The organism is Shinella sp. Sh6 (genome assembly GCF_055392685.1).
Genome location: NZ_AP044005.1, coordinates 3,155,001 through 3,180,119, shown reverse-complemented (window position 1 = coordinate 3,180,119; position 25,119 = coordinate 3,155,001). Strand labels below are relative to the sequence as shown.

Sequence of the window (25,119 nt, the reverse complement as noted above, 5' to 3'; positions counted from 1 at the left end):
GGATCACTCCGCAGCTTCGGCGACGGGCGCCGGCGAAAAATCTTCCGGGAAGTGGGTCATGGCGCTCATGACCGGATAGGGCGTGAAGCCGCCGAGCGCACAGAGCGAGCCGAACTTCATCGTGTTGCAGAGATCGGTGAGCAGCGCGCGGTTCTTCTCCGGCTCGATGCCCTCGGCGATCTTGTCGGCGGTCTCCACGCCGCGCGTCGAGCCGATGCGGCAGGGCGTGCACTTGCCGCAGCTTTCGACGGCGCAGAACTCCATGGCGAAGCGCGCCTGCTTGAGCATGTCGACCGTGTCGTCGAAGACGGTGATGCCGGCATGGCCGATCAGCCCGTCCTTCGCCGCGAAGGCCTCGTAGTCGAAGGGCGTATCGAAGAGGGCGCGCGGGAAATAGGCCCCGAGAGGGCCGCCCACCTGCACGGCGCGCACCGGCCGGCCGGAGGCCGTTCCGCCGCCGATGGCATCGACGATCTCGCCGAGCGTCAGGCCGAAGGCGGTCTCGTAGAGGCCGCCATGCTTGACGTTGCCGGCGATCTGGATCGGGATGGTGCCGCGCGAGCGGCCCATGCCGAAATCGCGGTAGTAAGCCGCGCCCTTTTCCATGACGACCGGCACGGAGGCGAGCGAGATGACGTTGTTGACGACGGTGGGGCGCCCGAGGAAACCCTGCAGCGCCGGCAGCGGGGGCTTGGCGCGCACCACGCCGCGCTTGCCTTCGAGGCTGTTGAGGAGCGCCGTCTCCTCGCCGCAGACATAGGCGCCGGCGCCGGTGCGGATCTCCATGTCGAAGGCCTTGCCGGAGCCGAGCACGGACGGGCCGAGGATGCCGGCGGCGCGCGCGATGTCGATGGCGTCGCTCATGGCGGCGATGGCATGGGGATATTCGGAGCGGGTGTAGACGTAGCCCTTGGTGGCGCCGGTCGCGAGGCCGGCGATCGCCATGCCCTCGATCAGCACGAAGGGATCGCCCTCCATGATCATGCGGTCGGCGAAGGTGCCGCTGTCGCCCTCGTCGGCGTTGCAGACGATGTATTTCTTCTCGCCCGGCGCCTCCAGCACGGTCTTCCACTTGATGCCCGTCGGGAAGCCCGCGCCGCCGCGGCCGCGAAGGCCGCTGTCGGTGACTTCCTTGACGATGTCGGCGGGCGCCATCGCAACGGCCTTTTCGAGGCCGAGGAGGCCGCCATGGGCCTTGTAGTCGGCAAGCGAGAGCGGGTCGGTGACGCCGCAGCGGGCGAAGGTGAGGCGGGTCTGGTTCCTGAGGAAGGCGATCTCCTCGGTCTTGCCGAGACAGAGCGGATGCGCCTTGCCCTCGATGAGGCCGGCATCGAGAAGGCCTGCCACGTCGGACGGTTTCACCGGGCCATAGGCGATGCGGCCGGCGGCGGTCTCCACCTCGACCAGCGGCTCCAGCCAGTGCATGCCGCGCGAGCCGTTGCGCACGATCGTGATGTCGAGCCCGCGGCCTGCCGCTTCCTCGGCGAGTTTCTTCGCGACGCGGTCTGCGCCGAGCGAAAGGGCCGCGGCATCGCGGGGAACGTAGAGACGAACGGTCATCGGCGTGCCTCCGCGACGAGTTCGGCGGAAAGGTCGGCGTCGAGCCTTCCATGCACCTCGCCGTCCAGCATGGCGGACGGCGCGCAGGAACAGAGGCCGAGACAGTAGACGGGTTCGAGCGTCACAGCGCCGTCGAGGGTCGTCTGGTGGAAGTCGATGCCGAGCAGCGCCTTCACGCGGGCGGCGATCTCGTCTCCGCCCATCGACTGGCAGGCCTCGGCGCGACAGAGCTTCAGGACATGCCGGCCGGCGGGATGGTCGCGATAGTCGTGGTAGAAGGTGACGACGCCGTGCACCTCGGCGCGCGACAGGTTGAGCTCCTGCGCGATGATCGGCAGGCTCTCCTGCGGGACATAGCCGAACTCCGCCTGGATCTCGTGCAGAATGGGCAGAAGCGGCCCTTCCAGACCCTTCAATGCGCCGACAATCGCCAGCGTCTTCGTTCCGACATCGTTGCCGGTGACGTGAACATTCATGATCTGGCCTCCCAACCTGCACGAATGAACCGCAGGGAAATGCCGGTTCCGTCGCGCCGATACCATTGAATTTCTTCGGCGAAGACGGGAATCCCGACGATCCCCACGTCCTATTGTAGCAGCTTCTCAGGCGGGAGACGACGGGTCAATAAAGCTGTCCCGTCAATCAATAGAAATTTCCTATCAATCCATCCCCTTCTCGGCGAGGATGCGCGCCTCATGCAAGAGGGCGGAGACGAGAGGAGTGAAGGGTTCGCGGTGGGTGGCGACGAGGCCGACCGTATGTTCCGGATTCGGCTCGACGAGCGAAACTATACTCAATTCCTCATGAAATCCGAAGGAATGGGCCACGTTGCGCGGCATGATGCTGCTCCAGCGGCCGGTACGCACATGGGAGAGCAGCACGATCATCGAGTTGGATTCGAGGGAGGGTTCGGCGCTCACGCCGGCATCGGCGAGGTGGCGATTGATGATACGGCGGTTCTGCATGTCGGCGGTCAATAGGCAAAGCCTAATGCTGCCGGCCTCCTGCCAGGTCACGCTTTCGCGATCGGAAAACGGGCCGCCCCTGGCGGTGATGAGACAATAGTGCTCGTGCAGCAGCGGCACGCTGGTGACGCGGCCGAGCGGCTCGTTCTCGAGATAAGTGAGGCCGGCGTCGATCTCGAGGTTTTCCAGAAGCCCGAGGATGCGGATCGACGTGGTGGAGGTGATGGAGAATGTGACGTCGGGGTGCTTTTCCTGGAAGGGCGCGGTGAGGCGCGGCACCATGGCGAGCGTCGTCGGGATGGCGGCAAGGCGGATATGGCCGGAAAGGCCGGTGCGGGCGGCGCGCATTTCCTCGCGCATGGTGCGCGTGTCGCCGACGATGCGGCGCGCCCATTCGAGCACGCGCTGGCCTTCCGGCGTCAGGCCGCGGAAGCGCGAGCCGCGCACGACGAGCATAACGCCGAGCTGGCCTTCCAGCTGGCGGATCGCCGCCGAGAGCGTCGGCTGGGAGATGCCGAGCTCCTCGGCCGCCCGGGCGAAATGCCGTTCGCGGGCGAGCGCAATGAAATATTCGAGCTTGTCTATCATCGGGAAACTGCGCCTCCGGGCTCTTGATACAAAAGAACAGTGGCGGCACCAATGCCCCGCGCCCTATATCTGGAGCATCGAAATGAGGACGAGGAGCAAGCCATGACGTTTCAAGCATTGCTGGTCGAGAAGGGCGCGGACGGCGCGGTCGCCGCTTCGGTTCAGGAACTCGACGATTCGCGGCTTCCGGACGGCGACGTGACGGTCGCCGTCGAATATTCGACGCTCAACTACAAGGACGGGCTCTGCATTAACGGCAAGGGCGGGCTGGTGCGCACCTTCCCGCATGTGCCGGGCGTCGATTTCGCCGGCACGGTGGAGGCTTCGGACGATCCGCGCTACCGGCCGGGCGACCGGGTGGTGCTGACCGGCTGGCGTGTCGGCGAGGTCTGGTGGGGCGGCTATGCGAGCCGGGCGAAGGTCAAGGCCGACTGGCTGGTGCCGCTGCCCGACACGCTTTCCACGCGACAGGCCATGGCGATCGGCACGGCGGGCCTCACCTCCATGCTCTCCGTCATCGCGCTGGAAAAGGCCGGGCTTTCGCCGCTGAAGGGCGAGGTGCTGGTGACGGGAGCTGCCGGCGGCGTCGGCTCGGTCGCCGTCACGCTTCTTTCCCGGCTCGGTTATTCGGTTGCCGCCGTGACGGGCCGTCCGGAAACGGCCGGCTACCTCAAGGAGCTCGGCGCGGAAACGATCGTCCCGCGCGCCGAGCTTGCCGAGCCGAGCGGCAAGCCGCTCGAATCCGAGCGCTGGGCGGGCTCGGTCGATGCGGTCGGCGGCGACATGCTGGCGCGGGTGCTCAAGCAGATGAAATATGACGGGGCGGTTGCCGCCGTCGGGCTTGCGGCGGGTGCCGCCGTGCCCTCCTTCACGGTCATCCCCTTCCTCCTGCGCGGGGTGAGCCTCCTCGGCATCGATTCGGTCAACCGGCCCTACGACCAGCGCGTCGATGCGTGGAACCGCATCGCAAGCGATCTGCCGATGGACAAGCTGGAGGCCATGGTTGTCGAGCACCGGCTCTCCGACCTGCCGGAACTTGCGAACCGGATTCTCGAGGGCAAGGTGAAGGGGCGCGTCGTCGTGGACGTCAATTCCTGAAGCAATTCCAGCAAAAGTGTGAAGCGGTTTTGCGTTCGGAATTGCGTGGAGAAATCGTCAGCAGATGAGCTGGCCGCCGTTCACCTCCAGCACCTGGCCGGTGATGTAGCCGGAGAGCGTGTTGGAGGCGAGGAAGAGATAGGCGGGGGCGCAGTCCTCCGCCGTGCCGAGGCGTTGCAGGGGAATGGTCTTGCGGGTCGCCTCCAGCTTTTCCGCCGAGGAATAGCGCGCGTGGAAATCGGTGGTGATGGTGCCCGGCGAGACGCAGTTGACGCGGATGCCGTCGGGCGCAAGCTCCCGGGCAAGACCCTTGGAATAGGTCGAGACGAAGGCCTTGGTGGCCGAATAGATGGCCGAGCCCGGGCTGCCGCCCGTCAGCGCCGAGATCGAGACCGTGTTGACGATGGCGGCATGGGGCGCACGGCGCAGCGAGCGCAGCAGGCCGCGCGTCACCTCGACGACGGAGGTCTGGTTGAGGCGCACGACGGTATCGTACTGCTCGTCCGTGAGGTCCGCCGCGGGAAAGCGGCCGACCATGGTGCCGGCATTGTTGATCAGCACGTCGACATGCGGGAAGAGGCTGTCCACCCGCTGCAGCAGCGCGCCGATGCCGCCTTCCTCCAGGAAATCCGCATAGACGACGTGGGCGCGGGCCTCCGCGACGGCGTTCTCCAGGAAATCGGGCAGGGGGCCTGCGGCGGCGCGCCCGCCGTGCAGCAGCACATGGGCGCCGCAATCGAGGAACTGCCGCGCGATCTCCAGCCCGATGCCGCGTCCCGCGCCGGTGACGACGACATTGGCGCCCTTGAACAGAGACGGATGAAACATGCGCTTTCCTCCCGGTATCGCCGCGGCCTGCCTTCGCCCAGTATCACAAAAAGCGGGGCGCTCTCCAAGAAGGCAGGATCGATCAATTGATGTGCTTTCGTTTTTGCATATTATGAAACCAAACGAAAACAATGGGAGGTGCCGATGTTTCTAACGGGTCGCCAGGCTGAGATCCTCGATCTCGCCAAGGCGGAGGGCCGCGTGCTCGTGGAGGATCTTGCCACGCGCTTCTCCGTGACGCCGCAGACCATCCGCAAGGACCTCAACGACCTTTGCGACAGCAAGGCGCTGACGCGCATCCATGGCGGCGCGCTGTTTCCGAGCGGCAACGAGAACGTGAAATACGAGGCGCGCCGCTCCATCGCCGCGCCGGAGAAGCAGGCGATCGGCCGCGCCGCCGCGGCGATGATCCCGGACAATTCCTCGCTCTTCATCAATATCGGCACGACGACCGAGGCCGTGGGCGAGGCGCTGCTCGAACATCGCGAGCTGATGGTCATCACCAACAATATCAACGTCGCCAACCGCTTGCGCGTCTATCCCTCGATCGAGGTGGTGATCGCCGGCGGCGTCGTGCGCGGGGCGGACGGCGGCATCGTCGGCGAGGCGGCGGTCGATTTCATCCGCCAGTTCAAGGTGGACTATGCCGTGATCGGCGTCTCGGCCATCGACGAGGACGGCGCGCTGCTCGACTTCGACTACCGCGAGGTGAAGGTGGCGCAGGCGATTATCGCCAATGCCCGCCACGTCATCCTGGTTTCGGATTCGACGAAATTCGAAAGGACCGCGCCGGTGCGCATCGGCCACCTCTCGCAGGTCCACACCTTCATCACGGATAGCTGTCCTTTCGAGGGGATTCGCGTCATTTGCCAGGAGCACGACGTCCGGCTCGTGGAGACCGCTTCACAGGCCTGACACAGGAGCCTGCTATTTCTATCTACATTCGTTTGACATTCGGAATGTTTTCGTTTTAACTCTCCTTGCTTTCGCAACTGCGCAAGATTGTGCAATGCGAAATGGGAGGGGACATTGGACGGCGACGTGATCCGCGATATTTTCGTCATCGGTGGCGGCATCAACGGCTGCGGCATCGCCCGCGATGCAGCGGGTCGCGGCTATTCGGTCGTGCTTGCCGAGATGAAGGATTTCGCCTCCGGCACGTCCTCGGCCTCCACCAAGCTCATCCACGGCGGCCTTCGCTATCTCGAACATTACGAATTCCGCCTCGTGCGCGAAGCGCTGATGGAGCGCGAAGTGCTCTGGGCGATGGCGCCGCACGTCATCTGGCCGATGCGCTTCGTGCTGCCGTTCCAGAAGGGCGGCCTGCGTCCGGCCTGGCTCATCCGCCTCGGCCTCTTTCTTTACGACCATATCGGCGGGCGCAAGCTCCTGCCCGCGACCGCGACGCTGGACCTTGCCAGGGACCCGGCGGGCGGGCCGCTCAAGAAGCTCTTCCGCAAGGCCTTCGAATATTCCGACGGCTGGGTGGACGATGCGCGCCTCGTCGTGCTCAACGCCCGCGATGCCGCCGACCGCGGCGCGGATATCCGCACCGGCACGAAGGTGGTCGCCGCCCGGCGCGAGAACGGCCACTGGAACGTCGAGACGGAGAATGTCGAGACAGGCGACCGCGAGACCGTCCGCGCCCGCATGCTGGTCAATGCCGCCGGCCCCTGGGTGGACAAGGTCCTGTCCTCCGCCTTCGGCCGCAACGACGTGCACAATGTCCGCCTCGTGCAGGGCAGCCATATCGTCGTGAAGAAGAAATTCTCCGATCCGCGCGCCTATTTCTTCCAGAACCCGGACGGGCGCATCATCTTCGCCATCCCCTATCAGGAAGAGTTCACGCTGATCGGCACCACCGACCGGGACTACAAGGGCGATCCGCGCGAGGCTCGCATCAGCGACCAGGAGATAGACTATCTGTGCGCCTCGGCCAGCGAATATTTCGCCGAGCCGGTCGAGCGGGACGATATCGTCTGGACCTATTCCGGCGTGCGCCCGCTCTTCGACGACGGAGCCAGCAAGGCGCAGGAAGCAACGCGCGACTACGTGCTGAAGGTCGACGGCGAGAGCGGCCAGGCGCCGCTCCTCAACATCTTCGGCGGCAAGCTCACCACCTACCGGCGCCTTGCCGAATCCGCGCTCGACAAGATCGGCGATGCGATCGGCGCCAAGGGCGAGCGCTGGACGGCGCGCTCGCGCCTGCCGGGCGGTGATTTCGCCATCGACGGTTTCGACGCCGAGGTGCGCTCGCTTGCGAAGCGCTTCGCCTTCCTTTCGCCTGCCCATGCGCGGCGGCTCGTGCGGCTCTACGGCACGCGGGCGGCGGCCATGCTGGACGGGGCAAGCCGCATCGAGGATCTCGGGCGGCATTTCGGCAGCGACCTCTACGAGTGCGAGGTGCGCTGGCTGATGCACGAGGAATGGGCCCGGCACGCCGAGGACGTGCTGTGGCGGCGGACCAAGAGGGGCCTGCATCTGACGGCCGCCGAGGCGGCCGCGCTGGAAGACTACATGGCCGGGGCGCCTGCCGCCCCGCATTAGCCGCCGCGCGATCCGGTGGCTGGGAGGAACATTGGAGACATGAATGCTTGAACTCAGAAACATCGCGAAGGTGTCGGGGGCGGAAACGCATATCCACCCGACGAACCTCGTGCTGGAGCGCGGCTCGCTCAACGTGCTGCTCGGCCCGACGCTGTCCGGCAAGACCTCGCTGATGCGGCTGATGGCCGGCCTCGACAAGCCGACCTCCGGCTCCGTCCGGTTCGACGGCAAGGACGTGACGGGCGTGCGCGTGCAGGACCGGGGCGTCGCCATGGTCTACCAGCAGTTCATCAACTATCCGGCGCTGACCGTCTACGAGAACATCGCCTCGCCGATGCGCATCAAGGGCGCCGATGCCGCGACCATCGACCGCGAGGTGCGCAAGGCGGCCGATCTCCTCAAGCTGACGCCCTATCTCGACCGCACGCCGCTCAACCTTTCGGGCGGCCAGCAGCAGCGCACGGCCCTTGCCCGCGCCATCGTCAAGAACGCCAGCCTCGTGCTGCTCGACGAGCCGCTCGCCAACCTCGACTACAAGCTGCGCGAGGAATTGCGGCTGGAGCTTCCGAAGATCTTCGCCGCGTCCGGCGCCATCTTCGTCTATGCGACGACGGAGCCCTCCGAGGCGCTGCTTCTCGGCGGCAACACGGCGACGCTGTCGCAAGGCCGCATCACGCAGTTCGGCCCCACGATCGAGGTCTATCGCCGGCCGAACGACCTCGTTACGGCCCGCACCTTCGCCGACCCGCCGCTCAACACGATCACGGTCACGCGGAAAGGCGGCCATTTCGAGATCGGCGACAAGCCGGTTCTGCCGGTGCCGGCGCACCTTGCCGGCGTGCCGGCAGGGCCGTGCACCATCGCCTTCCATCCGCACCACCTGGCGCTCACGCGCCAGAACGCCGCCGCGGCGCCCCTTTCGGTGCGCACGGCGATCTCGGAGATCGCGGGGTCGGAAAGCTTCATCCATATCGAGTTCGAGGGCACCCGCTGGGTGATGCTCGCGCCGGGCATCCACGACATCGAGCCGGACGCGGTGATCACCGTCCATGTCGACACGCGCCACCTGATGGCTTTCGGCGCGGACGGCAGGGCGATTGCCGAGCCCGCGGCCGCGGCGGCCTGAGGAGGGGACCATGGCACGCATCAATCTCGACCATATCCGCCACGCCTACGGCGAAAAGCCGAAGTCGGAAGCCGACTACGCGCTGAAGGAAGTCCATCACGAATGGAACGACGGCGGCGCCTATGCGCTGCTCGGCCCGTCCGGCTGCGGCAAGACCACGCTGCTCAACATCATCTCGGGCCTCCTGCAGCCGTCGGAAGGCCGCATCCTGTTCGACGGCAAGGACGTGACCTACCTGTCGACGCAGGAGCGCAACATCGCGCAGGTCTTCCAGTTCCCGGTCATCTACGACACGATGACGGTCTACGACAATCTCGCCTTCCCGCTGCGCAACCGCGGGGTGGCCGAGCCCGAAGTCGACCGCCGCGTGCGCGAGATTTTGGAAATGATCGACCTTGCCGGCTGGGCGAAGAAGACGGCGCGCGGGCTCACCGCCGACCAGAAGCAGAAGATCTCGCTCGGCCGCGGCCTCGTTCGCAGCGACGTCAACGCGATCCTCTTCGACGAGCCGCTGACCGTCATCGACCCGCACATGAAATGGGTGCTGCGCTCGCAGCTCAAGAAGCTGCACCGCCAGTTCGGCTTCACCATGGTCTATGTCACGCACGACCAGACCGAGGCGCTGACCTTCGCCGACAAGGTCGTCGTCATGTACGACGGCCAGATCGTGCAGATCGGCACGCCCGCCGAGCTCTTCGAGAAGCCGAGCCACACCTTCGTCGGCTATTTCATCGGCTCGCCGGGCATGAACGTGCTGCCGGCCGCAATCGACGGCAGCGCCGTCAGGGTCGGCGAGGAGACGATCACGCTCGACTACGCGCCCGCGGTTTCCGCCGGCGCGAAGACCGAGCTCGGCATCCGCCCGGAATTCATCACGCTGTCGCGCGAGGGCATGCCCGTCTCGATCGGTAAGGTCGAGGATATCGGCCGCCAGAAGATCGTGCGCGCGGAATTTGCCGGCAAGCCGATCGCCATCGTCGTGCCGGAGGATGGCGAAATCCCCGCCGATTCGCGCGTGACCTTCGATCCCGCCGCCATCAACATCTACGCCGATAGCTGGCGTGTCGGCAGGGAGGGCTGACCGATGAACAAGACCTGGAACAACAAGGCCTGGTTCATGGTCCTGCCGGTGCTGCTGCTCGTCGCCTTCTCGGCGGTGATCCCGCTGATGACGGTGGTGAACTATTCGGTGCAGGACACCTTCGGCAACAACGCCTTCTTCTGGGCCGGCACCGACTGGTTCGCCCAGGTGCTCGCCTCCGACCGATTCTGGGAGGCGCTCGGACGCAACCTCCTGTTCTCCGCCATCATCCTCGCCCTGGAAATCCCGCTCGGCATCCTGATCGCGCTCAACATGCCCAAGAAGGGCCTCGGCGTGCCGGTCTGCCTCGTGCTGATGGCGCTGCCGCTGCTCATTCCGTGGAACGTCGTCGGCACGATCTGGCAGGTCTTCGGCCGCGTCGACATCGGCCTGCTCGGCCGCGTGCTCGACGGCATCGGCTTCGACTACAACTACGTCAACGACGTGTTCGACGCCTGGGTGACGCTGATCGTCATGGACGTCTGGCACTGGACGAGCCTCGTCGTGCTGCTGTGCTATGCCGGCCTCGTCTCGATCCCGGAGGCTTACTACCAGGCCGCCAAGATCGATGGCGCCTCGCGCTGGGCCGTGTTTCGCTACATCCAGTTGCCGAAGATGAAGCGCGTGCTGCTCATCGCCTTCCTCCTGCGCTTCATGGACAGCTTCATGATCTACACCGAGCCCTTCGTCGTCACCGGCGGCGGCCCCGGCAACTCGACCACGTTCCTTTCGATCGACCTCGTCAAGATGGCGATCGGCCAGTTCGACCTCGGCCCGGCCGCGGCCATGTCCATCATCTACTTCCTGATCATCCTGCTGCTGTCGTGGATCTTCTACACGGTCATGACCAGCAGCGACGACCAGGCGTGAGGGAGGAGAGACCCATGACCTCACAGGCAATCACCGCAAACACCGTCCAGCCGGGTGCGAAACGCAACCTCTCCTGGATCGTGCCGACGCTCTACATCGTCTTCCTGATGCTGCCGATCTACTGGCTCGTGAACATGAGCTTCAAGGAGAACACGGAGATCACCGGAGCCTTCACGCTCTGGCCGCGCCAGCCGACGCTGCACAACTACGCCGTCATCTTCACCGATCCGGCCTGGTATTCCGGCTATATCAACTCGATCATCTACGTGGTGCTGAACACGGTCATCTCGGTCTCCGCGGCGCTGCCGGCGGCCTATGCCTTCTCGCGCTACCGCTTCCTCGGCGACAAGCACCTGTTCTTCTGGCTGCTCACCAACCGCATGGCGCCGCCGGCCGTCTTCGCGCTGCCCTTCTTCCAGCTCTATTCGGCTTTCGGCCTCATCGACACGCACATCGCCGTCGCCATCGCGCACTGCCTGTTCAACGTGCCGCTGGCGGTGTGGATCCTCGAAGGCTTCATGTCGGGCGTGCCGAAGGAGATCGACGAGACGGCCTATATCGACGGCTATTCGTTCCCGCGCTTCTTCACGAAGATCTTCGTGCCGCTGATCGCCTCGGGCATCGGGGTGGCCGCCTTCTTCTGCTTCATGTTCTCCTGGGTCGAGCTCCTGATCGCCCGCACGCTGACGACGACGGACGCCAAGCCCATCGCCGCCACGATGACGCGCACGGTCTCGGCCTCGGGCATGGACTGGGGCGTGCTCGCCGCCGCCGGGGTGCTCACCATCATTCCCGGCGCGCTCGTGATCTACTTCGTCCGCAACTACATCGCCAAGGGCTTCGCCCTGGGGAGGGTCTGATGGCCGCCGTCGCCAACCGCAACACCCGCTGGCCCGTGGCGCTCGCCGCCGTGCTGGCGATCTACGCCGCCGCCGTCGTCCTGCTCGTCATGGCGCTGCCCGTCAAGGACGGCGCGCGCGACTGGTTCGCCACGCTCATCCCGGGGGGATGGATGGCCTGGTCGTTCCCGACCGCCATGTTCTTCCTGACGATCTTCCTTCTCATCGCGCTGATGGCGGTGTGGGAATATGCCCGGCCGGGTGGCGCCCCGCGCGTCGGCATCCTGCGCTTCGAGACGACCCGCGGCGACCGGCTCTTCGTGTCGCTGCTCGGTTCCGCATTCATCCAACTCGCATGGCTGGGCCTCGTCGGTCCCAACCTGTGGTGGGCTCTTGCCCTGTCCGTGGTCTACGCCATCGGCGTATTCCGCTTCGTCTAGGGCAATCGAACGGAGGCCCCGGGGAGACATAGGGGCCTTCGCACTTGCAATCGCAAAACCTTAAGGGAGGACAAAATGCGAAAGCAACTTCTGATGACGACGGCAGTCATGCTGCTGGCGTTTACCGGCTCCGCATTCGCGGACATGGATGCCGCAAAGAAGTTCCTGGATTCGGAAATCGGCGACCTGTCGTCGCTCTCGCGTGCCGACCAGGAAAAGGAAATGCAGTGGTTCGTCGACGCCGCCAAGCCGTTCGCCGGCATGGACATCAAGGTCGTCTCCGAAACGCTGACCACGCATGAATACGAATCGAAGGTGCTGGCGCCCGCCTTCACCGCGATCACCGGCATCAAGATCACGCACGACCTCATCGGCGAGGGCGATGTGATCGAGAAGCTGCAGACGCAGATGCAGTCGGGCGAGAACATCTACGACGCCTATGTCAACGACTCGGACCTGATCGGCACCCACTGGCGCTACCAGCAGGCCCGCGCGCTGACCGACTTCATGGCCAACGAAGGCAAGGACGTCACCAACCCGAACCTCGACATCGACGACTTCATCGGCAAATCGTTCACGACCGCGCCGGACGGCAAGCTCTACCAGCTTCCCGACCAGCAGTTCGCGAACCTCTACTGGTTCCGCTACGACTGGTTCAACGACGAGAAGAACAAGGCCGACTTCAAGGCGAAGTACGGCTACGACCTCGGCGTGCCGGTCAACTGGTCGGCCTATGAGGACATCGCCGAATTCTTCACCGGCCGCGAGATCGACGGCAAGAAGGTCTTCGGCCACATGGACTACGGCAAGAAGGACCCCTCGCTCGGCTGGCGCTTCACCGATGCGTGGCTGTCGATGGCCGGCAACGGCGACAAGGGCATCCCGAATGGCCTGCCGGTCGACGAATGGGGCATCAAGGTCGACGAGAACTCGCGTCCGGTCGGCTCGTGCGTCGCGCGCGGCGGCGACACCAACGGCCCGGCCTCGGTCTATGCCATCCAGAAGTATCTCGACTGGATCAAGGCCTATGCCCCGCCGTCGGCAGGCGGCATGAACTTCTCCGAATCCGGTCCCGTCCCCTCGCAGGGCGAGATCGCGCAGCAGATGTTCACCTATACGGCGTTCACCGCCGATTTCGTGAAGGAAGGCCTGCCGGTGGTGAATGCCGACGGCACGCCGAAGTGGCGCTTCGCCCCGTCCCCGCATGGCGTCTACTGGAAGGACGGCATGAAGCTCGGCTACCAGGACGCCGGCTCCTGGACGCTGATGAAGTCCACTCCTGACGACCGTGCCAAGGCCGCTTGGCTCTACGCGCAGTTCGTGACCTCCAAGACCGTCGACGTGAAGAAGAGCCATGTCGGCCTCACCTTCATCCGCCAGTCGACGCTCGACCACCAGTCGTTCACCGACCGCGCGCCCAAGCTCGGCGGCCTGATCGAGTTCTACCGTTCGCCGGCCCGCCTGCAGTGGTCGCCGACCGGCACGAACATCCCGGACTATCCGAAACTCGCCCAGCTCTGGTGGCAGGCGATCGGCGATGCCGCTTCCGGCGCCAAGACGGCGCAGGAAGCCATGGATTCGCTGTGCGCGGAGCAGGAGAAGGTGCTGAGCCGCCTCGAACGCGCCGGCGTTCAGGGCGACATGGGCCCGAAGCTCGCCGAGGAGCACGATCTCGAGTACTGGAACAAGGATGCCGTTTCCAAGGGCAACCTCGCTCCGCAGCTCAAGATCGAGAACGAGAAGGAAAAGCCGGTCACCGTCAACTACGACGAACTGGTCAAGAGCTGGCAGAAGTAAGAAGCTGACAGGGCCGCGGGCGGCCTTTGCCGCCCGCGGCCGATTTTGAAATCCGATCCCCTTTGCCCGCGCCCCGCAAGGAGCGCGGGTCTTTTCGTTTCCGCGCCGCGGCCATTTGCCCGATTCCATGCATTGCACAGCGCGGGGTCTTCCGCTAAGAACCCCGCGGTTTCCCCGCGCGCTCGCGCGAACATCGAAAACAGCGGTACACCCATGGCACGCATCGTGATGAAATTCGGCGGAACGTCCGTCGCCGACCTCGACCGTATCCACAATGTGGCCCGCCATGTGAAACGCGAGGTCGATGCCGGCCACGAGGTCGCCGTCGTCGTGTCGGCCATGTCCGGCAAGACGAACGAGCTCGTCGCCTGGGTGCAGAACATGCCGAAGGTGACGGGCGCCAGCTCGCCCTTCTACGACGCGCGCGAATACGACGCCATCGTCGCCTCGGGTGAACTCGTCACCGCCGGCCTTCTCGCCATCGCGCTCCAGTCGATGGACGTCAACGCCCGCTCCTGGCAGGGCTGGCAGATCCCGATCCGCACCGACAACGCGCACGGCGCCGCCCGTATCCTCGAAATCGAGGGCGAGGAGATCGTGCGCCGCATGGGCGAGGGCCAGGTCGCCGTCGTCGCCGGCTTCCAGGGCCTCGGCCCGGACAACCGTGTCGCCACGCTCGGCCGCGGCGGTTCGGATACCTCCGCCGTCGCCATCGCCGCCGCCGTCAAGGCGGATCGCTGCGACATCTATACCGATGTCGACGGCGTCTATACGACCGATCCGCGCATCGAGCCGAAGGCCCGGCGCCTGAAGAAGATCGCCTTCGAGGAAATGCTCGAAATGGCCTCGCTCGGCGCCAAGGTGCTGCAGGTTCGCTCGGTGGAGCTTGCCATGGTGCACAAGGTGCGCACCTTCGTCCGCTCGTCTTTCGAGGATCCCGATGCGCCGGGCATGGGCGATCTTCTGAACCCGCCCGGTACGCTGATTTGTGATGAGGATGAGATCGTGGAACAGGAAGTCGTAACCGGCATCGCCTATGCCAAGGATGAAGCGCAGATCTCGCTCCGCCGCGTCGCCGACCGGCCGGGCGTTTCGGCCGCGATCTTCGGCCCGCTGGCCGAGGCCCATATCAATGTCGACATGATCGTCCAGAACATCTCCGAGGACGGCTCGAAGACCGACATGACCTTCACGGTTCCCTTCGGCGACGTCGAGAAGGCGCTGAAGGTGCTGGAAGGCGCCAAGGGACAGGTCGGCTTCGACGTGATCCAGCACGAGACGGGCCTCGTCAAGGTCTCCGTCATCGGCATCGGCATGCGCAGCCACGCGGGCGTCGCCGCCTCGGCCTTCCGCGCGCTTGCCGACAAGGGCATCAACATCAAGGCGATCACCACCTCGGAAATCAAGATTTCCATCCTGATCGACGGCCCCTATGCCGAACTCGCCGTTCGGACTTTGCATTCCGTCTACGGTCTCGATAAGAAGTAAGGACCGGCCGACTCGGCGCCGATCCATGGGGATCGCCGGCGCGGCGCGCGCCGGTGTGGGGTAACGTCATTTTCGGGAGACGCCACGCGATGAGAGACCTCTCCGCGGGCCCGCGCGTTCTTCTCAAGCGGCTGCGCGAACTCATGGCGGAGCCGCTGGAGCCGCAGGAACGCCTGGACCAGATCGTGCGCCAGATCGCGCAGAACATGGTCGCGGAAGTGTGTTCCGTCTACGTGCTGCGCTCCGACGGCGTCCTCGAGCTCTACGCGACCGAAGGTCTCAATCCGAGCGCCGTCCACCTTGCCCAGCTCAAGATGGGCCAGGGCCTCGTCGGCACGATCGCGGCCTCCGCCCGGCCGCTCAACCTTTCCGACGCCCAGTCGCATCCCGCCTTCACCTATCTGCCGGAAACGGGCGAGGAGATCTACCACTCCTTCCTCGGCGTTCCTATCTTGCGCACCGGCAGGGCGCTCGGCGTGCTTGTCGTGCAGAACAAGGCGAGCCGCACCTACCGCGAAGACGAGGTGGAGGCGCTCGAGACGACGGCGATGGTGATTGCGGAAATGGTGGCGACCGGCGAGCTGAAGAAGCTCACAAGGCCCGGCCTCGAGCTCGACCTTTCCCGCCCCGTCGCCATCGAGGGGGCGAGCTTCGGCGAGGGCATCGGCCTCGGCTATGTCGTGCTGCACGAGCCGCGCATCGTCGTCACCAACCTGCTCAACGAGGATTCCGAGCACGAGCTCGGCCGGCTTGCCGAGGCGCTCGGCTCGCTACGCATCTCCATCGACGACATGCTGTCGCGCCGCGAGGTGTCGATGGAGGGCGAGCACCGCGAGGTGCTGGAGACCTACCGCATGTTCGCCCATGACCGCGGCTGGGTGAGGAAGCTCGAAGAGGCGATCCGCAACGGCCTGACGGCGGAGGCCGCCGTCGAGCGCGTGCAGAGCGAGACCAAGGCGCGGATGATCCGCCTGATGGACCCCTATCTGCGCGAGCGCATGCACGATTTCGACGATCTTGCGAACCGTCTCCTGCGCCAGCTTACCGGCTATGGCGCGAAACTCTCGGCCAGCAGCTTCCCGAACGACGCCATCGTCGTCGCGCGCGCCATGGGTGCGGCCGAGCTGCTCGACTATCCGCGCCAGAACGTGCGCGGCCTCGTGCTCGAAGAGGGCGCCGTCACCAGCCATGTCGTCATCGTCGCGCGCGCCATGGGCATTCCCGTGGTCGGCCAGGCGGTCGGTGCGGTGGCGCTGGCGGAAAACGGCGACCCGATCATCATCGACGGCGACGATGCGAAGGTGCATCTGCGCCCGATGCCGGACCTCCAGCGCTCCTACGAGGAGAAGGTGCGCTTCCGCGCCCGCCGGCAGGAGCAGTACCGGGCCTTGCGCGCCGTCGAGCCGGTGACGAAGGACGGCCGGGCGATCAATCTGCAGATGAATGCCGGCCTCCTCGTCGACCTGCCGCATCTCAACGAATCGGGCGCCTCCGGCATCGGCCTCTTCCGCACCGAGCTCCAGTTCATGATCGCCTCGACCATGCCGAAGGCGGAGGAGCAGGAAGATTTCTACCGCAACGTCCTGAAGCATGCGGGCGGACGCCCCGTGACCTTCCGCACGCTCGACATCGGCGGGGACAAGGTCGTGCCCTATTTCCGCGCGGCCGAGGAGGAGAACCCTGCCCTCGGCTGGCGCGCCATCCGCCTGTCGCTCGACCGGCCGGGCCTTCTGCGCACCCAGCTTCGCGCCATGCTGCGCGCGGCGGCGGGCGCCGATCTCCGGCTGATGCTGCCCATGGTGACGGAGGTTTCGGAGCTGAAGGAGGTCCGCCACCTTCTGCAGAAGGAAATCCAGCGCCAGTCGAAGCTCGGCGAGCAATTGCCGAAGAAGCTGCAGTTCGGCGCCATGCTCGAAGTGCCGGCGCTGCTCTGGCAGCTCGACGAGCTGATGGCCGAGGTGGATTTCGTCTCGGTCGGCTCGAACGACCTCTTCCAGTTCGCCATGGCGGTCGACCGGGGCAATGCCCGCGTTTCCGACCGTTTCGACACGCTCGGCAGGCCGTTCCTGCGCATCCTGCGCGATATCGTCAGGGCCGGGGTCCGCAACGACACCTCGGTCACGCTCTGCGGGGAGATGGCGAGCAAGCCGATCTCGGCCATGGCGCTGCTCGGCATCGGCTTCCGCTCCGTGTCGATGTCGCCGACGGCGCTCGGCCCCGTGAAGTCGATGCTGCTGTCGCTCGATGCAGGCAGGCTGGAGGCCGTGCTGACGCCGGCGCTCGACGACACGAAGCCCACCGTCTCGATCCGCCAGATCCTGACGGACTTTGCGGCCGAGAACGGCATTCCGCTTTAACGATCTGATTGGAGTCGAACGGTGGCCACGCTTCCCGTTGAAAAGATGCGCGAACTCGAACGCCGTTTCGGCGAGATCGAGGCCCGCATGTCGGCGGGCCCGGATTCGGAGACCTATGTGCGCCTCGCCTCGGAATATTCCGAGCTCCAGCCGGTCGTCACGAAGGTGCGCGAATACGAGAAGGTGAGGGGCGAGATCGCCGACCTCGAAGCGCTGCTTGCCGACAAGACGACGGACCGCGAGATGCGGGACCTCGCCGAGATGGAGCTGCCGGAGCTCAAGGAGCGCCTCGAAGGCCTCGAGAAGGAGATGCAGATCCTTCTCCTGCCGAAGGATGCGGCGGACGAGAAGAGCGCGATCCTCGAAATCCGCGCCGGCACGGGCGGCTCGGAAGCCGCGCTCTTTGCCGGCGACCTCTTCCGCATGTACGAGCGCTATGCCGCCGCCCATGGCTGGAAGGTCGAGGTCATCTCGTCGAGCGAAGGCGAGGCCGGCGGCTACAAGGAAATCATCGCGACCATCACCGGGCGCGGCGTCTTCGCCAAGTTGAAGTTCGAATCGGGCGTGCACCGGGTCCAGCGGGTGCCGGAGACGGAGGCGAGCGGGCGCATCCACACCTCGGCCGCGACCGTCGCCGTGCTGCCGGAAGCCGAGGAGATCGATATCGAGATCCGCCCCGAGGACATCCGCATCGACACGATGCGCTCGTCGGGCGCCGGCGGCCAGCACGTCAACACGACCGATTCGGCCGTGCGCATCACGCATCTTCCGACCGGCCTCGTCGTGACGAGCTCGGAGAAGTCGCAGCACCAGAACCGCGCCAAGGCCATGCAGATCCTGCGCTCGCGGCTCTACGACATGGAGCGCCAGCGCGCCGACAGCGAGCGCTCGGCCGACCGCAGGAGCCAGGTCGGCTCCGGCGACCGCTCCGAGCGTATCCGCACCTACAATTTCCCGCAGGGCCGCGTGACGGACCACCGCATCAACCTGACGCTCTACAAGCTCGACCGGATGATGGTGGGCGAGATCGACGAGGTGGTGGACGCGCTGCTCGCCGACTACCAGGCAGGCCTTCTCGCGCAGCTTGGCGAACAGGGCCGATGAGCGGCGTGACGCTTGCCGGAATGCTGGCCGACGCGCGGCGCAGGCTTTCCGAAGCGGGCATAGCCGAGGCGGCGCAGGATGCGCGGGCGCTGGTTGGCGGCATTCTCGACCTTTCCTCCACCGCCTTCGTGACGGACGGCGCCCGCATGCTGGAGGACGGCGAGGTCTTTGTGATCGAGGCGGCGCTTGCCCGGCGCGCGGCGCGCGAGCCGGTGCATCGCATCCTCGGCCGGCGGGCCTTTTCCCGGCTCGATCTTCTCTTGTCGCCCGAGACGCTGGAGCCGCGGCCGGATACGGAAATCCTCGTCGATACGCTCGTGCCCCCTGCGCGGCGGATGGTGGCGGAGAAGGGGAGCTGCCGCATCCTCGATCTCGGCACGGGCACGGGGGCGATCTGCCTTGCGCTCCTCGATCTCGTGCCCGGCGCGACGGGCGTGGGCGCCGATCTTTCGCCGGGCGCCCTTGAAACGGCGCGGCGCAATGCCGATATCAACGGTGTCGCCGACCGCTTCGAGACGGTCGAGAGCGACTGGTTTTCAGCCGTGACCGGGGCTTTCGACATCATCGTGTCAAATCCGCCCTATATCGTCCGCTCCGTGGTCGGAATGCTGGACGAGGATGTCCGGCTCTACGATCCGGTCCTGGCACTGGACGGCGGTGAAGACGGGCTCGATGCCTATCGCACCATCGCGGCCGGGGCGGGCGACCATCTTCGGGAAAACGGCCTTGTGGCTTACGAAATCGGTTATGACCAGAAGGAAAGCGTCACTGCGCTCATGCACGAAAAGGGTTTCGTGCGCCTTGAAGCGGTGAAGGATTTCGGTGGCAACGACCGTGTCCTCGTCTTTTCGAAACCGGCGGTTGCTTGAGATATTGCTGCATGAGCGCAGCAATTTCCGCGACTGCAAAGAAAAGGCTTGGAATTGTGAAGGAAGCGGGCTAGGTTGCGGCCACGCACCGGGCAAGAGGTCATGGCACGGCGATTTGCTCCGCATGACCCGATCGCGAGGATTGCTCTCTCGAAGAGTTGCTAGGGTTGAAGACTGCCCTGTGCGGGTACCTGTTAATTTGACGTCTTACGGCGACAGGACCACCGACCGACGTGGTTCGCCCGCGGGTAAGGATGCTTGATCTGGCGTGTCCCGATCAGGCGCGAAGACACGAATCATCGATACATGGATACGTTAGGTGAGTGACATATGAGGCCAGGACAGCAAAACAAGCGCGGCCGCGGGCGTAACAACAACAATAATAATAACAACAATAGCAACAACAACCACCGCAAGGGCGGCAATCCCCTGACGAGGACCTACGACAGCTCGGGTCCGGACGTGAAGATCAGGGGCACGGCCCAGCACATCGCCGAGAAATATTCTGCGCTTGCCCGCGACGCACAAAGCGCCGGCGACCGCGTCATGGCGGAAAACTACCTGCAGCACGCAGAGCACTACAACCGCATCATTGCCGCCGCGCAGGCGCAGATGCAGGACCGCTTCCCGCGTGACGAGCGCTCCGACAATGCCGACCGGCACGACTTCAATGATCGCGACGGCTACGACCGGGACGACGAGATCGATTCGACGCCCGTCGAGGATCACCCGGCGCCCGCCGCTGCGGCGCCCGCTCCGGCTCCGGCCGCCGAGCGGACCGTGGTCGACGGCTCCGGCCCGCAGCCGGTGATCGAAGGCACGCCGGCGGAAGTCGCTCTCGAAGAGGAAGGCGCCGCTCCGGCCGCCGGCCGCCAGCCGCGCCGCCGCAATGCCGCCCGTCCGCGCCGCCCGCGCCGCGGCGAAGGCCAGGCCGGGGGCGAGGACGGCCAGCCGGCCGGCGACGACGCTCCGGCGCTCGAAGCCGCTTCCGAGTAAGCTTTGCTTCCATTCCATCGGGAACCCGGCCTTGTGCCGGGTTCTTGCGTTTGTGCAGTCCGGCTCCAAAAAATCCGCCGGAGCGGGCAGGCGCCTCCCTTTAATTTGGCGCGGGCCTCCACCATATCCTCCAGCGAAGGGCTTGCCTTGACGGGAGCCCTATCCTGAATCGTCGGTCGGTGCCTCGAAGGGCCGGCCGAGTTATGGAGGCAGATGATGAATATCGAAAAATACTCCGAGCGCGTGCGCGGCTTCCTGCAATCCGCCCAGACCAAGGCGCTTGCCGACGGCAACCCGCAGTTCACGCCCGAGCACGTCCTGAAAATGCTGCTCGACGACGAGCAGGGCATGGCCGCATCGCTGATCGAGCGGGCCGGCGGCAATGCGCGCGAAGCGCGGATCGCCAACGACGCCGCCCTTGCCAAGCTGCCGAAAGTGACCGGCGGCAACGGCCAGGTCTATCTTTCCCAGCCGCTCGCCAAGGTCTTCTCGACCGCCGAGGAAGCCGCCAAGAAGGCCGGTGACAGCTTCGTCACCGTCGAACGGCTGCTGCTGGCGCTCGCCATCGAGAAATCCGCCGCGACCGCCGATATCCTCGCCAAGGCCGGCGTGACGCCGACGGCGATCAACCAGGTCATCAACGATATCCGCAAGGGCCGCACCGCCGATACGGCGAGCGCGGAACAGGGCTTCGATTCGCTGAAGAAGTTCGCCCGCGACCTCACCGCCGATGCGCGCGAAGGCCGCCTCGACCCGGTGATCGGCCGCGACGACGAGATTCGCCGCACGATCCAGGTCCTCTCGCGCCGCACGAAGAACAATCCCGTCCTCATCGGCGAGCCCGGCGTCGGCAAGACCGCCATCGCCGAGGGCCTTGCGCTGCGCATCGTCAACGGCGACGTGCCGGAGAGCCTGAAGGACAAGAAGCTGATGGCGCTCGACATGGGCGCGCTGATCGCCGGTGCGAAGTATCGCGGCGAGTTCGAGGAACGCCTGAAGGCCGTCCTTGCCGAAGTGCAAGCGGAAGACGGCGAGATCATCCTCTTCATCGACGAGATGCACACGCTGGTCGGCGCCGGCAAGGCGGAAGGGGCGATGGACGCCTCGAACCTGCTGAAGCCCGCGCTTGCCCGCGGCGAGCTGCACTGCGTCGGCGCGACCACGCTCGACGAGTACCGCAAGCACGTCGAGAAGGACGCCGCCCTCGCACGAAGGTTCCAGCCCGTCATGGTGGACGAGCCGACCGTCGAGGACACGATCTCGATCCTGCGCGGCCTGAAGGAGAAGTACGAGCAGCATCACAAGGTCCGGATCTCCGACTCGGCCCTCGTTGCCGCCGCCACGCTCTCCAACCGCTACATCACGGATCGCTTCCTGCCGGACAAGGCCATCGACCTGATGGACGAAGCCGCCTCGCGGCTGCGCATGCAGGTCGATTCCAAGCCGGAGGAGCTCGACGAGCTCGACCGCCGCATCATCCAGCTCAAGATCGAGCGCGAGGCCCTGAAGAAGGAAACCGACCGCTCCTCGCAGGACCGGCTCGAAAAGCTCGAGATCGACCTTGCCGCGCTGGAAGAGGAAGCCTCTGCGCTCACTGCGCGCTGGCAGGCGGAAAAGTCCAAGCTCGGCCGCGCCGCGGACCTGAAGCGCCAGCTCGACGAGTTGCGCAACGAGCTTGCCATCGCCCAGCGCAAGGGTGAGTTCCAGCGTGCCGGCGAGCTTGCCTACGGCATCATCCCCAGGCTCGAAAAGGAGCTGGAGGACGCCGAAGGCCGCGATGCGAGCGACGTGGACCCGATGGTGCAGGAGGTTGTGACCGCCGACAACATCGCGCAGGTCGTCTCCCGCTGGACCGGCATTCCGGTCGACAAGATGCTGGAAGGCGAGCGCGACAAGCTGCTGAGGATGGAAGACGAGCTCGCCAAGTGGGTCGTCGGCCAGGGCGACGCCGTGCAGGCCGTCTCCCGCGCCGTCCGCCGCTCGCGCGCCGGCCTTCAGGACCCGAACCGGCCGATCGGCTCGTTCATCTTCCTCGGGCCGACGGGCGTCGGCAAGACGGAGCTGACCAAGGCGCTCGCCCGCTTCCTCTTCGACGACGAGACGGCGATCCAGCGCATGGACATGTCGGAATACATGGAGAAGCACTCCGTGGCCCGGCTGATCGGTGCGCCTCCCGGCTATGTCGGCTATGAGGAAGGCGGTGCGCTCACCGAATCCGTCCGCCGCCGGCCCTACCAGGTCGTGCTGTTCGACGAGATCGAGAAGGCGCATCCGGATGTCTTCAACGTGCTCCTGCAGGTCCTCGACGACGGCCGCCTGACCGATGGCCAGGGCCGCACCGTCGACTTTCGCAACACGATGATCATCATGACCTCGAACCTCGGCGCCGAATACCTGACGGCGCTCGGCGAGAACGAGGACAGCGAAAGCGCCCGCGACCAGGTCATGGAGGTGGTGAAGACCTTCTTCCGGCCGGAGTTCCTCAACCGGGTGGACGACATCATCCTGTTCCACCGCCTCAAGCGGTCGGAAATGGGCGCGATCGTCGACATCCAGCTGGAACGCCTGCGTGCGCTTCTGGCAGATCGCAAGATCGTCCTCGATCTCGACGAGGAGGCCGTGCACTGGCTGGCCGAGAAGGGCTACGACCCGGTCTACGGTGCGCGTCCCCTGAAGCGGGCGATCCAGAAGCACCTTCAGGATCCGCTGGCCGAGAAGATCCTCGCCGGCGAGATCCCGGACGGCTCGATCGTCAAGGTGACGGCTGGTTCCGACCGGCTGCTGTTCACGGCGCGCAATGCGTCGGTCAGCAAGGCCGCCTGAGATCGGTCATCGGTGAAAGAATGAGGCGCGGGGCCGGTCCCCGCGCCTTTTTCGTCAGCGGGTTTCCGCCACCTCGGTCTGGTCCTCGTCATGGCCGAGCAGGTCGTCGATGCGCTTGCGCTCGGTCTCGAACTGGGCGAGGGCCTTGCCTTCCAGCGACTTGCCGCCGGGCAGGCGAATTTTCAGCGCATCCACTTTGTTGCCGTTGACGATCAGCTCATAGTGCAGGTGCGGGCCGGTCGAAAGGCCGGTCGTGCCGACGAAGCCGATCACCTGGCCCTGCCGCACCTTGACGCCCGGCTTGATGCCCTTGGCGATGGCGCTCTGGTGGTTGTAGGAGGAGACGTAGCCGTTGGCATGGCGGATCAGCGTCTGGTTGCCGTAGCCGCCCGAATCCCAGCCCGCCTTCTCGACGACGCCGTTGCCGGCGGCGATGATCGGCGTGCCGCGGGGTGCGGCCCAGTCGACGCCGGTATGCATGCGCGAGAAGCCGAGGATCGGGTGGCGGCGCATGCCGAAGCCGGAGCGGAAGACGCCGTTGGGGACCGGGTTGCGCAGCAGGAACTGGCGGATGCTCTTGCCGTCCTCGTCATAGTAGTCGACGGAATCGTCGTCCGGGTTCTGGAAGCGGTAGACGCGGGTTTCCGTGTCGCCGAACTTGGCGTCGAGGAAGAGGATCTCCGAATCGGCCGTCGCCATGCCGTTCTGGTCGCTGACGGAGAAGAAGGCCTCCAGCGAATCCGTCGGGCGCAGTTGCGCCTGGAAATCCACGTTGCTGGCGAGGATGCGGATGATCTCCGCCGTCATGTCCTGGCCCATGCCGTAGGAAAGCGCGGCGCGGTAGATGCCGTCATAGACGCGCGGCAGGTCGCGCCCGGCAAGGATCGTCGGCCGGTCGTCGTCGTCGAAGGCCGTGGCGACGGCATCGAGCGGCGGCGGCTCGGCGCCGCTGACGAAGCGGCCGTTGTCGTCGAGCGCGGCGGTCACCACGTGGCGCCCGCGTGTATAGACGCTCGCCCGCACGATGCTCGCTTCCTTGCTTTGCTGGGCAACGCAGATGCGCAGCACATCGCCCTCGCCAAGCTCACGGCTGCCGAGCTCGCCTTCGAGATAGTTGGCAAGGTCGTCGGCCTGCGCCTTGGTGTAGCCGGCGGCGGTCATGATCTGGTCGATATCGGCGCCGCGGCGCACGGGGATCACGTCGTCGGCATATTCGGTATCGTTCGAGGTCGGCGTGTCGAAGGTCGACACGCTCATGTTCTCCTCGACGATGCGGGCGGACAGGCCCTGCAGGAGGTCGATGTCGGAACCTTCGGACGCGAAGCGCTGCGGGTCGACGTAATAGAGCGAGGCGACCTGCGTGTCGCCGTCCGTCAGCACCGAGCCGTTGGTGCGCACGTTCTCCTCGACCTCTTCCAGCGACATCTGGTCGGCATAATCGAGCGCCGAGCCGCCGGTCGGGAAGGCCTCGGTCTGCAGCGCTACCTCCGATTCCACGTCCGAGCCGTAGATCGTGCCCATGCGCGAGACGGCGGGCGTGGCGTCCTTGTCGCTGGTGGAGAAGATCGCGAGCGGGTCGAAGCGCGGATAATCCTCGCTGGCCGCATGGTTGGCGGCAAGCGCCATCTTCACATGGGCGAAGGGCTGGCGGCGCACGACCTCCTTCTCGCCGTCATGGATCATGGTGGAGATTTCCATGATCTTCTTGTCGGACGGCTTTGCGACGATGGCGGGCTCGAGAAC

General features: G+C 65.7%; 20 protein-coding genes (1 of these 20 cut by a window edge). 15 read left to right on the top strand and 5 right to left on the bottom strand.

Going from position 1 to position 25,119, the window contains the following annotated elements; genetic code table 11:
• Window positions 1-3: 3 nt before the first annotated feature.
• From ACZ5TO_RS15210 to ACZ5TO_RS15200, 3 genes are all read right to left on the bottom strand, one after another.
• The gene (locus ACZ5TO_RS15210; RefSeq protein WP_464798698.1) at window positions 4-1,560 is read right to left on the bottom strand and encodes a formate dehydrogenase beta subunit; all 1,557 of its coding nucleotides are present in this window, start codon (window positions 1,558-1,560) and stop codon (window positions 4-6) included.
• Window positions 1,557-2,036, bottom strand: coding sequence for a formate dehydrogenase subunit gamma (locus ACZ5TO_RS15205; protein ID WP_464798697.1), 480 nt, complete (start codon window positions 2,034-2,036; stop codon window positions 1,557-1,559). Before ACZ5TO_RS15205 ends, ACZ5TO_RS15210 begins: the two co-directional genes overlap by 4 nt.
• 183 nt (window positions 2,037-2,219) lie before the next feature.
• Entirely contained in the window at window positions 2,220-3,113 is an 894-nt protein-coding gene (locus ACZ5TO_RS15200) for a LysR family transcriptional regulator (RefSeq protein WP_184145796.1), read from the bottom strand.
• Window positions 3,114-3,215: 102 nt separating this feature from the next.
• On the opposite strand from ACZ5TO_RS15200, the gene acuI reads away from it, so the two are divergent.
• Window positions 3,216-4,211 carry an acrylyl-CoA reductase (NADPH) gene (gene acuI / locus ACZ5TO_RS15195; protein ID WP_464798696.1) on the top strand — a complete coding sequence of 332 codons (996 nt, stop codon included), beginning with the start codon at window positions 3,216-3,218 and terminating at the stop codon, window positions 4,209-4,211.
• Between the two features lie 57 nt (window positions 4,212-4,268).
• On the opposite strand, the gene ACZ5TO_RS15190 is transcribed toward acuI, so the two are convergent.
• Entirely contained in the window at window positions 4,269-5,039 is a 771-nt protein-coding gene (locus tag ACZ5TO_RS15190; RefSeq protein ID WP_464798695.1) for an SDR family NAD(P)-dependent oxidoreductase, read from the bottom strand.
• A 144-nt stretch (window positions 5,040-5,183) separates the two neighbouring features.
• On the opposite strand from ACZ5TO_RS15190, the gene ACZ5TO_RS15185 reads away from it, so the two are divergent.
• The 14 genes from ACZ5TO_RS15185 (at window position 5,184) to clpB (ending at window position 23,376) form a co-directional block, all read left to right on the top strand.
• Entirely contained in the window at window positions 5,184-5,954 is a 771-nt protein-coding gene (locus ACZ5TO_RS15185; protein ID WP_184145793.1) for a DeoR/GlpR family DNA-binding transcription regulator, read from the top strand.
• 114 nt (window positions 5,955-6,068) lie between these two features.
• Window positions 6,069-7,586 (top strand): glycerol-3-phosphate dehydrogenase, encoded by a 1,518-nt coding sequence (gene glpD / locus ACZ5TO_RS15180; protein ID WP_464798694.1) that lies wholly within the window; start codon window positions 6,069-6,071, stop codon window positions 7,584-7,586.
• 43 nt (window positions 7,587-7,629) lie between these two features.
• Window positions 7,630-8,712 carry an ABC transporter ATP-binding protein gene (locus tag ACZ5TO_RS15175; RefSeq protein WP_464798693.1) on the top strand — a complete coding sequence of 361 codons (1,083 nt, stop codon included), beginning with the start codon at window positions 7,630-7,632 and terminating at the stop codon, window positions 8,710-8,712.
• Window positions 8,713-8,722: 10 nt separating this feature from the next.
• A complete protein-coding gene (locus ACZ5TO_RS15170; RefSeq protein ID WP_464798692.1) occupies window positions 8,723-9,793 on the top strand; it encodes an ABC transporter ATP-binding protein in 1,071 nt (356 codons plus the stop codon).
• 3 nt (window positions 9,794-9,796) lie between these two features.
• Window positions 9,797-10,663: a carbohydrate ABC transporter permease gene (locus tag ACZ5TO_RS15165; protein ID WP_184145789.1), complete on the top strand. Its 867-nt coding sequence runs from the start codon at window positions 9,797-9,799 to the stop codon at window positions 10,661-10,663.
• 14 nt (window positions 10,664-10,677) lie between these two features.
• A complete protein-coding gene (locus tag ACZ5TO_RS15160) occupies window positions 10,678-11,523 on the top strand; it encodes a carbohydrate ABC transporter permease (protein WP_184145788.1) in 846 nt (281 codons plus the stop codon).
• Window positions 11,523-11,942 (top strand): DUF2160 domain-containing protein, encoded by a 420-nt coding sequence (locus ACZ5TO_RS15155; protein WP_184145787.1) that lies wholly within the window; start codon window positions 11,523-11,525, stop codon window positions 11,940-11,942. The genes ACZ5TO_RS15160 and ACZ5TO_RS15155 overlap by 1 nt, the downstream gene beginning before the upstream one ends.
• A 75-nt stretch (window positions 11,943-12,017) precedes the next feature.
• Window positions 12,018-13,739 carry an ABC transporter substrate-binding protein gene (locus ACZ5TO_RS15150; RefSeq protein WP_184145786.1) on the top strand — a complete coding sequence of 574 codons (1,722 nt, stop codon included), beginning with the start codon at window positions 12,018-12,020 and terminating at the stop codon, window positions 13,737-13,739.
• A gap of 213 nt (window positions 13,740-13,952) precedes the next feature.
• Window positions 13,953-15,227 carry an aspartate kinase gene (locus ACZ5TO_RS15145; protein WP_464798691.1) on the top strand — a complete coding sequence of 425 codons (1,275 nt, stop codon included), beginning with the start codon at window positions 13,953-13,955 and terminating at the stop codon, window positions 15,225-15,227.
• An 89-nt stretch (window positions 15,228-15,316) separates the two neighbouring features.
• Window positions 15,317-17,584, top strand: a complete 2,268-nt coding sequence (gene ptsP, locus ACZ5TO_RS15140) for a phosphoenolpyruvate--protein phosphotransferase (protein WP_464798690.1) — start codon at window positions 15,317-15,319, stop codon at window positions 17,582-17,584.
• 21 nt (window positions 17,585-17,605) lie between these two features.
• Entirely contained in the window at window positions 17,606-18,688 is a 1,083-nt protein-coding gene (gene prfA / locus ACZ5TO_RS15135) for a peptide chain release factor 1 (RefSeq protein WP_464798689.1), read from the top strand.
• On the top strand, window positions 18,685-19,557 hold the full coding sequence (prmC, locus tag ACZ5TO_RS15130) for a peptide chain release factor N(5)-glutamine methyltransferase (RefSeq protein ID WP_464798688.1): 873 nt from the start codon (window positions 18,685-18,687) through the stop codon (window positions 19,555-19,557). The genes prfA and prmC overlap by 4 nt, the downstream gene beginning before the upstream one ends.
• Before the next feature lie 330 nt (window positions 19,558-19,887).
• Window positions 19,888-20,553 (top strand): DUF4167 domain-containing protein, encoded by a 666-nt coding sequence (locus ACZ5TO_RS15125; RefSeq protein WP_184145781.1) that lies wholly within the window; start codon window positions 19,888-19,890, stop codon window positions 20,551-20,553.
• Between the two features lie 216 nt (window positions 20,554-20,769).
• Complete coding sequence (gene clpB, locus ACZ5TO_RS15120; protein ID WP_464800401.1) at window positions 20,770-23,376, top strand: ATP-dependent chaperone ClpB; 2,607 nt, start codon at window positions 20,770-20,772, stop codon at window positions 23,374-23,376.
• A gap of 54 nt (window positions 23,377-23,430) precedes the next feature.
• On the opposite strand, the gene ACZ5TO_RS15115 is transcribed toward clpB, so the two are convergent.
• A protein-coding gene (locus tag ACZ5TO_RS15115) for a M23 family metallopeptidase (protein ID WP_464798687.1) crosses the window boundary here: on the bottom strand, window positions 23,431-25,119 show its 3' portion. It continues 273 nt past the right edge of the window; 1,689 of the gene's 1,962 nt are visible here — the last part of the coding sequence; the start codon falls outside the window, past its right edge — the gene reads right to left on this strand; it ends in the stop codon at window positions 23,431-23,433.